We start from the raw sequence: 11,671 nt of genomic DNA, 5'->3' as shown, positions 1-11,671 counted from the left end.
CTGGACGGTCCCACCGAGGCGGCCATCCAGGAGACCCTGCGCCGGGTGAAGGCCGGCCGCACCACCCTGGTCATCGCCCACCGGCTGTCGACCATCGTCGACGCCGACCAGATCCTGGTCCTGCGCCGCGGCCGCATCGTCGAACGCGGCGCCCACGCCGACCTGCTGGCCAAGGGCGGCGAGTACGCGGCCCTGTGGCGCAGGCAGACGCGGGAGGCGTGAATGCCGGTGCGTCATGGGTAGCTGAAGAAAGCGAGGTCGCGGTCGGCGCCCTTAAGGGCTGCCTCTCTGCCGGAAAACGCCCGACCGGGACATTTGCCCCCATTGCGCGCCGCAAATGCCAACAGTATCCCGATCAGGACATTTTGTTGATTTCCGCTTGAAAAATGGTAAAACTTTCCCGAACGGGGTCCAACAACATGATGTCTGTCGCCACCATCGGAGGGGCCGTCCGCACGGCCCGCAAGACCATGGGCCTGCGCCAGGACGAGCTTGCCGCCGCCGCTGGCGTAGGTCTCCGGTTTCTCGGGGAACTGGAGCGGGGGAAGGCGACAGTCCAGCTTGGCCGGACGCTATCGGTGCTCGCGGCGGTGGGCCTCGATCTCAGGATCGTGGCGCGTCGTTCATCCCCGGATTCGGCCCTGCCGGCATGATCAAGTCGCTTTCCGTCTGGTGGGACGGCGCTGTCGCCGGCGCCCTGCGGATTGATGAGCACGGGGACCTGGCCTTCGCCTATGACGCAGGCTGGCTCGCCGACCCCCAGAAGCTTCCAGTCTCGATCTCGCTTCCGAAACGCCCGGAGCCCTTCAATCGCCGCGAAACGCGGCCGTTCTTCGCGGGCCTGCTCCCCGAGGAAGGTCAGCGGGACGCTGTCGCCCTTGCGCTTGGGGTCTCGAAGGCGAACGACTTCCGGCTGCTCGAGCGGCTGGGGGGAGATATGGCCGGAGCGCTCACGCTCTGGCCTGAGGGAGAGTTCCCACCGGATCCCCGGAGCCTCGCTGCGACGGAGCCACTGGATGACGACGGCCTTGTCCAGATCATCGACACGCTGGCAACCCGGCCGTTTCTGGCGGGAGATGAAGGGATCCGGCTGTCTCTCGCCGGCGCGCAGCAGAAGCTTCCCGTTGTCCTGGTCAACGGCCGAATTGCCCTGCCTGCGCCAGGCCAGCCCAGCACCCACATTCTGAAACCGCCAATCGCCAGACTGCCGGGAACCACAGAGAACGAGGCTCTGGCGATGCGCCTCGCCGCGGCCATCGGGCTCAAGACCGCCCCCGTCGAAACGCGTCGGACCGGTGACCATCCGTACCTTCTGGTGGAGCGGTATGACCGGACGGTCGCGCACGATGGCGCCAGCCGCCGGCTGCATCAGGAGGACTTCTGCCAGGCGCTCGCCATCGCGCCGGAGAAGAAGTACGCCGCCGAGGGCGGGCCCGTCTTTTTGCAGTGCTTTGACCTTGTAAGGAACGTTGCCACCTATCCGGCCCCGGCGGTGCTGCGGCTGCTGGATGCGGCCATCTTCAACGTGATCGTCGGCAACGCGGACGCACACGGGAAGAACTTCAGCCTGCTTTACCGGGCCGGCGAGAGCGATGTCGCACCGCTGTACGATCTCCTCTGCACCGCCGCCTATCCAGGGGTCCACGCAAAGCTGGCCATGAAGATCGGCAAGCGGGCCACCCTCGAGGAATTTACCGCCACGACCTGGGAGGACTTCGGCCGCGAGATCAACGTCGGCGCACCTTATGTCCGGCGAAGGGCGTCGGCGCTTGCCGAACTGACGCTGGCCAGGATCGAGGATGTGGCGGACGGAATTTCTGGCGCGGGATTTGACAGCGTGGAGCTTCACCAGTTCGTGGGACTGATCCGGGGCCGCGCTCAGAAGGTGCTCGACCTGCAGCCCATGCACAATCCACGTTCCAACCGCTTGTCTTGATGATCGCGGAGGGTCGAGCAAGGCCGCGATGTCGTCGGCGCGCGCCAGGCGGTGGGTCAGGCCGGGCAGGGGGCTACTCCGCGGCGCGGGGCAGGTCCTCGCCGAAGGCCGTCGCCCGGACCGGGCTCCGCGGCCGACGGCCCAGCCGATCATCGACCCAGTGACGCAGGCGGCCCGTCCGCTCCGCATAGACCTGCGGCGCCGCCAGCAGCACCGGCGTCAGCACCAGGGTCAACAGGGTGGCGAAGGACAGGCCCCAGACCACGGCGGCGGAGAGCTGCACCCACCACTCCGAACCCGGAGCGCGGAATTCCAGGTGGCCGTTGCGGAAGTTCGGGTGGATCTGGAACATCAGCGGCAACAGGCCCACCACGGTGACCAGGGTGGTCAGCATCACCGGCCTGAACCGCTGGGTCGCGGCGCGGATCGCGGCGTCGGCGGGCAGGTAGCCCTGGCGCCGGAGCTGGTAGAAGGTGTCCACCAGCACGATGTTGTGGCCCACCACCACGCCGGCCAGCGCCACCACGCCGGTCCCCAGCATGATCACCGAGATGTAGTTGAAGGTGCCCAGCAGGTTCACCTGGACGCCCAGCAACACGCCCACGGTGGAGAGCGCCACCGCGGAGAGGGTCACCAGCACCCCGTAGAAGCTGTTGAACTGCCAGAGCAGGATCACGCCCATCAGGAACAGGGAGACGGCCATGGCGGTGATGAAGAACTTCACCGCCTCCGCGCCCTCCTCGTCGGCGCCGGTGAACTTCCAGCGCACGGAGGTGTCCAGGGGCGCCCGCTCCAGCCAGGGGCGGAGCTCGGCGATCTTCTGGTTGGCGGCGATGCCCTCGATGGCGTTGGCCTGAACCACCACCAGCCGCTGGCCGTCGCGCCGCTGAATGGCGGTGACCTGCTGGGCCGGCACCCGCTTGATGAAGTAGCTGGCCGGCACGGGCCCTGCCGCGGTGGAGATCTTCAGCTGGTCGAAGGCCGCGATGTTGCGCGCCGCCGGCGGGAAGCGGACGCGGATGTCGAGCTCCTCCTCCGAGTCGTCGGGACGGAAGCGGCCCATCAGCACGCCGCCGGTGACGAACTGGATCGCCTGGCCCACCGACAGCACGTCGACGCCGTAGCGGCCGGCGGCCTCGCGGTCGACCGTCAGGTTCCACTCGATGCCGGGGGAGGTTCGGTTGTCCTCCAGTTCATAGAGCTGCGGGTCGCTGGCGAACTTGGCCTTGATCAGGTTGGCGGCCTTGTCGAGGGCGGCCGGATCGTGGCCGCGCAGCTCCACCTGCACGTCCTTGCCGGTGGGCGGGCCGCCCTGGGGCAGGCGCACCTCCACCTGCATGCCGCTGACGTTGGTGACCTTCTGGCGGATCTGGTCGGCGATGTCCTTGCCGCGCACGTCCAGCGCCTTGCGGTCCTCGTAGGGCACGAACTTGATCTGCATCTGGGCGACGGTGTCGTTCGGCGCGGAGCCAGGGCCACCGCCGGTCGAGAAGGCGCCGGCGTTCATATAGATCGACTCGATGCCCTTGATGTTCACCAGCCGGCGTTCGACCTGCTGGGCCAGCCCGTACTTGGCTTCGGGCGAGAGGTTGCCGCGGGCCTTGACGTAGACCTGCACATATTCCGGGTCCTCCTCGAGGAAGAACTCGGTGCGGTGCTTGGTGGCGCCGAACCACACGACGATGGCGAGGATGATCACCAACGCGCCGACCATGGTCCGCGTGGGGTGATGGCCCAGGACGGAGATGGTGCGGGCATACCAGCCCATGAAGCCGGTCATCTCGCGCGGATCGCCGTGCTCGGACTTGTGGATTTCGGCCAGGTGTTCGGCGTCGATGGCCGCCTTGCGGCCAAAGATCGAGCCCAGGGCCGGGGTGAAGATCAGCGCCACGAACAATGACGCCCCCAGCACGAAGAACAGGGTCAGCGGCAGGAAACTCATGAACTTCCCGGCGATCGAGTTCCAGAACATGAACGGCAGGAAGGCGCACAGCGTGGTCAGGGTGCCGTTGACCACCGGCCAGAACATCCGCTTGCCGGCGGCGGCGAAGGCCTCCTCCTTGGGCAGGCCTTCGGCCATCTTGCGGTCGGCGTACTCGACGATGACGATGCCGCCGTCCACCAGGATGCCCACCGCCAGCACCATGCCGAACATCACCATCTGGTTGAGGGTGATGCCGGAGAAATTCAGCATCATGAAGGCCAGCATGAAGCAGGCGGGGATGGCGATGCCGACCATCAAGCCCTGGCGGATGCCCAGGCTGGCGACGATGATCATCATCACCAGCAGGCTGGCGGTCAGCAGGCCGCTTTCCAGCACCACCAGGGTGCGGCCGATGAATTCGGAATTGTCGTAGGTGTAGGCCTGCTGGACCGTGGAGGGCCAGCGCACCTTCTCCTCCTCAACCGCCTTGCGGACCGCCTGCACGGTTTCCAGGATGTTGGCGCCGCTGCGCTTGGAGACCTCCAGCGAGAACGCCGGCTGGCCGTTGTAGCGGGTGATGTAGACGGGCTCCTTGAAGGTGCGCCGGACGTCGCCGATGTCGCCAACAGTGATGACGCGGTCGCCGCTCTTCTTGATCGGCAGGGCCAGGATGTCGGCGGCGGTCTCCACCACGCCCGGCACCTTGACCGCGAACTGGCCCTGGCCGGAGCGCAGGTTGCCCGCCGGGACCAGCTGGTTGTTGCGGCCGATCACCTGGGACAGTTCGCCGGTGGTGACGTTGTAGGCCTCCATCCGCAGGGGATCGATGGTGACTTCCAGCATCTCCTCGCGGTTGCCGCTCATCTGCACTTCGAGCACGCCGGGCGTGCCTTCCAGGCGCTCCTTGAGCGCGCGGGTCAGGGTGTTCAGCTCGCGCTCGGGCGCCTGGCCGTAGAGCTCCACGCCGATAATCGGCTGGCCGGAGAAGTTGGCTTCCTGGATGATCGGTTCTTCAGCGTCGGGCGGGAACCGTCCCTTGGCCATGTCCACCTTGGCGCGGACGTCCTCCAGCGCCTTGTCCTTGTTGAAATCGGCCTCGAACTCGAGGTTGACGATGGCGGTGTTCTGCCGGGCCACCGAGTTCATCCGCTTGACGCCCTCGATGCTCTGCAGCTCGACCTCGAGGGGCTTGACCAGCAGGCGCTCGGCGTCCTCCGGGCTGACGCCGGGATAGGGAACGATGATGGCGACGAACGGGAAGTCGATGTCCGGCTCGGCTTCCCGGGGCATCGAGAGGTAGGCCAGGAAACCGAAGATGGCGGCGATGAAGGTCACGCCGAACACCACCTTGCGGCGCTTGATGGCTCCATCGATGAGCGAGGCGATCATCTCATGCTTCTCCAGTCTCCCCGCGCGCTCAGCGCACCAGGGCGACGCTAACCTTCTGGCCTTCGGCGACGTAGGACTGGCCCACCGTGATCACCCGCTGCGGTCCGCCCAGCCCCAGCACCCAGATGCCGTCGGGGCCTTCCTCCATCACCGTCACCGGCGCGAAGGCCACGCGGTTGTCGGCGGTGAGGTAGCGCACGCCCTGGCGCCCGGCGCTGTCCAGCACCAGGGTGGAGACGGGCACCAGGTGGGCCTGGCCGGCGCCGGTGCCGATGCGGACCTCCGCCGACAGGCCGGAGCGCACGTCCATGCGCGGATTGGCGGCGGACACTTCCACCCGATAGGTGCGGGTCTGCGGATCGGCGTCGCGGGCGACATAGCGGACCCTGCCGGCGATCATCTGGCCCGAGACCAGCCGCGCGGTGGCGGGCGCGCCGACGCGCAGCTTGGCGGCCTCGGTCTCCGGCACGTCGCCGACGATCAGCAACGGATTGAGCTCGATTATCGTGCCGCAGGGCTGGCCCGGCGACAGATAGGCGCCGATCTCGGCGTCCCGACGGTCGAACACGCCGGCGAACGGCGCGCGGATGTTGACCTGGTTGAGCGCGATCTCGGCCTGGCGCACGGTGGCCTGGGCCGCGTCGAGGCTGGCCTGGCTTTCCAGCACCTGGGTCTTGGAGCGGTAGCCCTTGTTGGACAGTTCGACCGCCGCCTGCTGCTGCAGCTGGCGTAAGCGCATGTTGGCCCGGGCCTGGTCGAGGCTGGCCTGACGGGCGTCGACAGCGAGGCGGCAGAGCACGGCGCCGCGGTTCACGAAGCTGCCCTCTGCGGCGGGCGCGCTGGCCACCACGCCGGCGGTCTCGGAACGGACCACCACCGTGCGGGCTGATTCGGTGCGCCCGCGCAGCACCACCTGGACGTCGCGGCTGACCGCCGGAATCAGCCGGGCCTGGACGCTGGCCGGCGCGTTCGCCACCGGCTTGGCCTTCGCCTCGTTCGGCGTCTCGCCACCACCAAAGATTGTACGGATGATGAAATAGAGGGTCACCACCGCCACGGCGGCGATGACGAAGATGTACTGCGGCTTCATACGCATAGATTGTTCCCTGAGCCCGACAGCGCGCGCGATCAGCCACCGCTCCTCCCGCGCCGGCCCCTCTCGGCTGCCTGCGCTTTAGATGCCACCGGTACGCGAGTGCAAATGAAATCGCGGACACAAATGACTGGAGACGCGATAGTCTGCAGCGGTGAATATCGAGTGCAACATGGCTTGGCTGGCCGTGTCGCGTGACGTCATGCCGCAAGGCTTACGCCGAAAGGCTTACGCCGTAAGGGAAACGGGCTCCAGTGAAGTATTTGCACACCATGGTCCGGGTGGCGGACCTCGACGCCTCGCTGGATTTCTACTGCGCGAAACTGGGGCTGATCGAGGCCTCGCGGACCGAGAACGCCGGCGGCCGCTTCACCCTGGTGTTCCTCTGTGCACCCGGCGACGAGACCCAGGCCGCGGCCGAGCGCGCGCCGATGGTCGAGCTGACCCACAACTGGGATCCGGAACACTATGAGGGCGGCCGCAACTTCGGCCACCTGGCCTACGCCGTCGACGACATCTACGCGGTCTGCCGGCGGCTGAAGGACGGCGGCGTGGTGATCAACCGGCCGCCCCGGGACGGGCGCATGGCCTTTATCCGCTCGCCCGACAACATCTCCATCGAGCTGCTGCAGACCGGCCCCGCCAAGCCCCCCGCCGAGCCCTGGGCCTCCATGCCCAACGTGGGCGCCTGGTGACGCGGCGCCGTGAGGGCTAGCGGCGTCCCGTGGTGACCAGCTTGACGCGCTGACCCGGGCGCAACGGCTCACCGGGAGCCAGGCCGTTGAGCACGCGGAACCGCTCCAGGCCGAAGTCACTGACGGCCATGCGGCTGGCGAGCGAGTTCACCGTGTCGCCAGGCCGCACGGTGACGACTTCCAGCCTGCGCGGTCGCACGCTCGTCGCTTCGCCCGCCGACAGCCGGCGGAAGGACCCGAACAGGGGCTCGAAAACGCCGCCGCGGCCAGCGGGCGCCAGTGTCACGAAGTGGTAGGCAGCGTCGCTGCCCAGGCTGTAGGCGGCGACGGTGACATCGACCGTCCCGCGCTGCGTCTGCGCCCGGGCCGGCAGGATGACGGCGTCCAGCCCGTTGATCCGGGTCATCTCCGCCTGGCCGACCTGTGAGGAGGTCTGCCCGAGAAGCCGCTGCATTACGTCATAGGCGTAGCCATCCAGGCGGCCCCCTTGCGCCCGGCCAGCGCCGAACTGGCCGCTGACGCCCCCGGGGCCCTCGATCTTTACCGATTGCGGGCCGTTCCTCAGAGCGAAGCCGGGGGGCGCGGTGAAGGCCAAGCCCAGGTCCGGATGCGTGAAGTTGCGGCCGTTCACGAAGCCTTGCCGCGGGTCGTCGCCGTACAGCATGCCGTCGATGGCGGAGAGGAACGGTGCTTCCCGTTCGGCGACGCCTTCCGCAGTCTGCCTGGCCTGTTGCGCGGCGCGGGCGATGCGTTCGGAGGTCAGCGGATGCGTGCGCCCCCAAGCCGGTGTCGCCTGCGCTTCTTCCCGGCCGCGGGCCCGCGCGTCGAGCTGGTCGTTGGCCTGGAGGGAGTCCAGCATGTCGGCCAGAGCGTAGGGTGCGTAACCGTTGGCTTCCAGGTAGCGGATCCCGAGGCTGTCGGCCTCGAGCTCCTGGGACCGCGAATAGCTGAGTATGTTGAGCTGAGCGGCCTGGCCGGCCAGCTGCCCCAACTCAGGCGAGCGGGTCAGCGCGCCCACAAGCAGGGCGCCGATCCCCGACAGTGCCGAGCGGTTCTGCCGCCGGCCGGCATGGTTGGCCGCGACGTGGCCGACCTCATGACCCAGCACGGAGGCCAGTTCGTCCTCGCTGTTCAAGATGCTGAGCAGCCCTCGGGTGATATAGACGCTGCAGCTTGGCGGCGCGGCGAAAGCGTTGATGACGTCGCTGTTGATCACCCCGAAGGCGCACTGGCCGGGCGCTCGCCCGGCCGCGGCGGCCACCCGGTCGCCGACCTGCGCCACATAGCTGGCCACGGCTCCCTCGTAGAGCCCGCCATAGGCCTCGACAACCTGCGCGCGTTGCGGTGTCTCCCGCGGCCGATAGGTCTGGCCCTGCGCGCTGGGGGCGATGGCCGCCAGGGCGACCCCCGCGGCCAGCACCATCGAAAGCGGTCTGGATGTAGATCTTTTTCGCGCGCGCATCTTGCCCTGCTCCCTGAAGTCCGATGCAGGAACGACAGCTCTGCCGTGGCAGTTCCGTGGCGGCCGTGCGATCCCGTCCGGTCGCGGCGGACGGCGCTAGCCTACGGAGCCGGGATCGCCACCAGCTCGATGTCGAAATAGAGCGCGCTGTTGGGCGGGATCGGCGCGCGGCTGCGGTCGCCGTAGGCCAGGTCGGCGGGGATCAGGAACAGCCAGCGCTCGCCCACCCGCATCATCGGCACGCCCTCCTGCCAGCCCTTGATCAACTGGCCCAGAGGGAAGGTGGCCGGCTCGCCGCGGGTGCGGGAACTGTCGAACTCCCGCCCGTCGATGAACGTCCCCGTGTAGTGGATGGTCACCGTGGCGCCAGGCTCCGGCTTCGGCGAGGCGGCCGGCGCGGCTTTGACCCGCCGGTGTTGCAGCCCGCTCTCGGTGGTTCGCCAGCCAGCCTGCCGGGCGTTCCAGGCCAGCCTGGCCGCCTGGCCCGCTTCCCAGCGCGCCTGGGGCGAGAGCTCCGCGCCCGGCGCAGGCGCCGCGGCGTGGGTGCAGGCCGCCAGGGCCATTGCAGCCATCGCGGCCGCCAGACTTCCGCGAATCATCTTCAAGCGTTCTCTCCAGCCCAGCAAAGCGACCGCGCCACAGTGGGCGATGGCGCACCGCCGTGCAAATCCGGTTGGAGCTGCGGCGGCGAAAAGGGCTGAGAACGGTGGCTCCCCGGGCAGGACTCGAACCTGCGACAAGTCGGTTAACAGCCGACTGCTCTACCAACTGAGCTACCGAGGACCATGCCGTCGAGGGCCGGGCCTATACGCTGGCCCGCGGGACCATGCAAGCCGAGCCCGCGGGGCTTGTGGACACAGGCCCGAAAAAAGAGCCCGGCGCGAACGCCGGGCTTTGAAAGTCGATGATGGTGGGGTGTCTTCAAGGAAGACAATGGGACAGTCCGCGATCGTGGTTAAGGCGGGGTTAACGCGCCCTCCGGTGGCCCATCGTCGCCCCCGATTGGAGCCTTCGCTGGGATCAGCTAGTCAGCGGGTGATAGGTTCACTTAAGGGTCGCCCATGCGCATCCATTTCACCGGCATCGCCGGCGCCGGCATGGCGGCCGTGGCCCTGATGATGCGCGACGCCGGCCACCAGGTTTCCGGCTCCGACGCCGACGTGTTCCCGCCCATGTCGACCTATGTGGAAGGCCTGGGGTTTCCGTTCCACCGCAGCTTCGACGTGGCCAACCTGCCCGGGGACCTCGACGTGCTGGTCCTGGGCGCCAGCGCCAAGCTAGGCGGCGAGGCCAATGTCGAAGTGGTGGAGGCTCGCCGGCGCGGCGTCCGTGTCACCACCTTCCCGGAGCTTGTGGGCGAGGCCACACAGGGTCGGCGCAACATCGTGGTGGCGGGCTCCTTCGGGAAATCCACCTGCACGGCGCTGATGGCCCATGTGCTGCGCGAGGCTGGCCACGACGCCGGCTGGGTGCTGGGCGCCATCTCGCCGTCCCTGCCGGCCACCGGCCACTGGGGCGCGGCGCCCGAGGTGGTGCTGGAGGGCGACGAGTACATCGTCGGCCCCGACGACCGGCGCTCCAAGTTCGTGCTCTATCACCCCCGCGACGTGCTGCTGACCTCGCTGATCCACGACCACGTCAACGTCTTCCCGACCTTCCCCGACTACGAGGCGCCGTTCCGCGAACTTCTGCGCCTGCTGCCCGCCGACGGCCTGCTGATGGCCCGCGACCATCCGGCGATCCGCGCCATCGCCGGCCAGGCCTGCTGCCGCATCGTCTGGTACGACACCGGGCCCTGCGAGGGCTGGCACGCCCGCGATGTGGTATTCGGCGAGACCACCCGGTTCACCCTCGTGGCGCCGGATGGCCGCAGCCTGCCGCTGGCCACCACCCTGCTGGGCGAGCACAACATCGAGAACATCGTCGGCGTCTGCGCCTACCTGCTGGAGCGCGGCCTGGTGGGGGAGGCGGCGCTCGCCGCGGCCATCGAGAGCTTCGCCGGCATCCGGCGGCGGCTCGACCGCCTGACGGTGCGCTCCAGCGTGCCGGTGATCGAGGGCTTCGGCTCGTCCTACGAGAAGGCGCGCTCGGCCATCGAGGCGATGCTGCTGCACTTCCCCGCCCGGCCGCTGACGGTGGTGTTCGAGCCGCACACCTTCTCCTGGCGCAACCGCGACGCGCTGGCCTGGTACGACACGGTGTTCGCAGGCGCCGCCCGGGTACTGGTCGTACCGCCGCCCAGCCACGGGGCGGAGAGCCACAACCAGTCGAGTTTCCAGGAAATCCTCGGCCGGATCGCCGCCACCGGGATCGCCGTCGAGGCCGCCGGCTCCGCCGCCGAGGCCACCCAGGCGCTGGGCGGCCTGAACGGCGACGAGGCGGTGCTGCTGCTCTCCTCCGGCCCGCTGCTGGGCCTGCCCGACAGCCTGCCGGCGGTGTTCGACGCCCTCTACGCCGAGCCCTCGAACTGCCGGCGCTTGGGTCCGGCGTAGCCGAACAGGTAGGCGGCCACCTTGCGCATCTGGATTTCTTCCGAGCCCTCGGTGATCCGATAGCGGCGGTGGTGGCGGTAGATGTGCTCGAAGGGCTTGTGGCGGGAATAACCGATGCCGCCGTGCACCTGCATGGCCCGGTCGGCGGCCTCGCAGACCAGCCGGTTCGCCCAGTAATTGCACATGGAGACCTTGTCGGAGATCGTCCGCTCGATCTCCTTGTGCTCCATCCCGTCCATCTGCCACGCGGTCTTGCGGATCAGCAGGCGCAGCATCTCGACCTGGGTGGAAAGCTCCACCAGCGGCCACTGGATGGCCTGGTTTTCCGACAGGGCCTTGCCGAACGGCTTGCGCTCCCGCGCGTACTTCACGCTTTCCTCGATGCAGTAGACCGCCGCGCCCAGGGATGAGGCCGCCTGGCGAATGCGGTTCTGGTGCACGAAGCTCTGGCCCAGGCCCAGGCCGCGATCGATCTGGCCCCAGTAGCTGTCCTCCGGAATCCACACGTTGGTGAAGCTCACCCGCGGGTGGTCCGTCGGCATGTTGAAGGTCCACATGTACTCTTCGATCTTCACCCCGGGGGTGTCGGCGGGCACGATGAAACAGGTGATGCCCGTGGCGTCCCCGTCCTTGCCGGACGTGCGGGCAAAAACCATGACGTGGGTGGCGACATGCATGCC

The 11,671-nt window shown here is 68.3% G+C and carries 9 protein-coding genes, 1 tRNA gene and 1 pseudogene; 5 read left to right on the top strand and 6 right to left on the bottom strand.

The genetic code is table 11. The features are described 5' to 3' along the window. From ACLL81_RS14025 to ACLL81_RS14015, 3 genes and pseudogenes are all read left to right on the top strand, one after another. Window positions 1-222 (top strand): annotated as a pseudogene (locus tag ACLL81_RS14025) (metal ABC transporter permease); the annotation flags it as partial. Between the two features lie 197 nt (window positions 223-419). Continuing rightward, window positions 420-653, top strand: a complete 234-nt coding sequence (locus ACLL81_RS14020) for a helix-turn-helix domain-containing protein (protein ID WP_411288974.1) — start codon at window positions 420-422, stop codon at window positions 651-653. Beyond that, window positions 650-1,936, top strand: coding sequence for a type II toxin-antitoxin system HipA family toxin (locus ACLL81_RS14015; RefSeq protein ID WP_411288973.1), 1,287 nt, complete (start codon window positions 650-652; stop codon window positions 1,934-1,936). The genes ACLL81_RS14020 and ACLL81_RS14015 overlap by 4 nt, the downstream gene beginning before the upstream one ends. 73 nt (window positions 1,937-2,009) lie before the next feature. On the opposite strand, the gene ACLL81_RS14010 is transcribed toward ACLL81_RS14015, so the two are convergent. Further along, window positions 2,010-5,249 (bottom strand): efflux RND transporter permease subunit, encoded by a 3,240-nt coding sequence (locus tag ACLL81_RS14010; RefSeq protein WP_411288972.1) that lies wholly within the window; start codon window positions 5,247-5,249, stop codon window positions 2,010-2,012. A 28-nt stretch (window positions 5,250-5,277) separates the two neighbouring features. Beyond that, a complete protein-coding gene (locus ACLL81_RS14005) occupies window positions 5,278-6,345 on the bottom strand; it encodes an efflux RND transporter periplasmic adaptor subunit (protein WP_411288971.1) in 1,068 nt (355 codons plus the stop codon). Window positions 6,346-6,596: 251 nt separating this feature from the next. On the opposite strand from ACLL81_RS14005, the gene ACLL81_RS14000 reads away from it, so the two are divergent. Further along, the gene (locus ACLL81_RS14000) at window positions 6,597-7,037 is read left to right on the top strand and encodes a VOC family protein (RefSeq protein WP_411288970.1); all 441 of its coding nucleotides are present in this window, start codon (window positions 6,597-6,599) and stop codon (window positions 7,035-7,037) included. Window positions 7,038-7,053: 16 nt separating this feature from the next. Here ACLL81_RS14000 and ACLL81_RS13995 read toward each other — a convergent pair whose 3' ends face one another. From ACLL81_RS13995 to ACLL81_RS13985, 3 genes are all read right to left on the bottom strand, one after another. Then, on the bottom strand, window positions 7,054-8,460 hold the full coding sequence (locus tag ACLL81_RS13995) for a M48 family metalloprotease (protein ID WP_411288969.1): 1,407 nt from the start codon (window positions 8,458-8,460) through the stop codon (window positions 7,054-7,056). 140 nt (window positions 8,461-8,600) lie between these two features. Continuing rightward, the gene (locus tag ACLL81_RS13990; RefSeq protein ID WP_411288975.1) at window positions 8,601-9,098 is read right to left on the bottom strand and encodes an FKBP-type peptidyl-prolyl cis-trans isomerase; all 498 of its coding nucleotides are present in this window, start codon (window positions 9,096-9,098) and stop codon (window positions 8,601-8,603) included. 108 nt (window positions 9,099-9,206) lie between these two features. After that, window positions 9,207-9,282: transfer RNA gene (locus ACLL81_RS13985), tRNA-Asn, on the bottom strand. Window positions 9,283-9,560: 278 nt separating this feature from the next. Here ACLL81_RS13985 and ACLL81_RS13980 point away from each other — a divergent pair. Beyond that, window positions 9,561-10,991, top strand: a complete 1,431-nt coding sequence (locus tag ACLL81_RS13980) for a Mur ligase family protein (protein WP_411288968.1) — start codon at window positions 9,561-9,563, stop codon at window positions 10,989-10,991. Here ACLL81_RS13980 and ACLL81_RS13975 read toward each other — a convergent pair. After that, window positions 10,949-11,671 (bottom strand): acyl-CoA dehydrogenase (locus ACLL81_RS13975; protein ID WP_411288967.1); only part of this gene is annotated, 723 nt, incomplete at its 5' end. The two genes, ACLL81_RS13980 and ACLL81_RS13975, sit on opposite strands and share 43 nt — an antisense overlap.

It is taken from the genome of Phenylobacterium sp. (assembly GCF_046590535.1).
Taxonomy (GTDB): Bacteria; Pseudomonadota; Alphaproteobacteria; order Caulobacterales; family Caulobacteraceae; genus Phenylobacterium.
The sequence above is the reverse complement of the archived record's forward strand: the minus strand, read 5'-3'. Positions and strand labels throughout refer to the sequence as shown.

What these genes read in the sequence shown, in the direction of transcription:
- ACLL81_RS13990 (WP_411288975.1), bottom strand. Translation starts at nt 9,098, where the DNA reads ATGATTCGCGGAAGTCTGGCGGCCGCGATGGCTGCAATGGCCCTGGCG.
- ACLL81_RS13995 (WP_411288969.1), bottom strand. Translation starts at nt 8,460, where the DNA reads ATGGTGCTGGCCGCGGGGGTCGCCCTGGCGGCCATCGCCCCCAGCGCG.
- ACLL81_RS14015 (WP_411288973.1), top strand. Translation starts at nt 650, where the DNA reads ATGATCAAGTCGCTTTCCGTCTGGTGGGACGGCGCTGTCGCCGGCGCC.
- ACLL81_RS14005 (WP_411288971.1), bottom strand. Translation starts at nt 6,345, where the DNA reads ATGCGTATGAAGCCGCAGTACATCTTCGTCATCGCCGCCGTGGCGGTG.
- ACLL81_RS14010 (WP_411288972.1), bottom strand. Translation starts at nt 5,249, where the DNA reads ATGATCGCCTCGCTCATCGATGGAGCCATCAAGCGCCGCAAGGTGGTG.
- ACLL81_RS14020 (WP_411288974.1), top strand. Translation starts at nt 420, where the DNA reads ATGATGTCTGTCGCCACCATCGGAGGGGCCGTCCGCACGGCCCGCAAG.
- ACLL81_RS13980 (WP_411288968.1), top strand. Translation starts at nt 9,561, where the DNA reads ATGCGCATCCATTTCACCGGCATCGCCGGCGCCGGCATGGCGGCCGTG.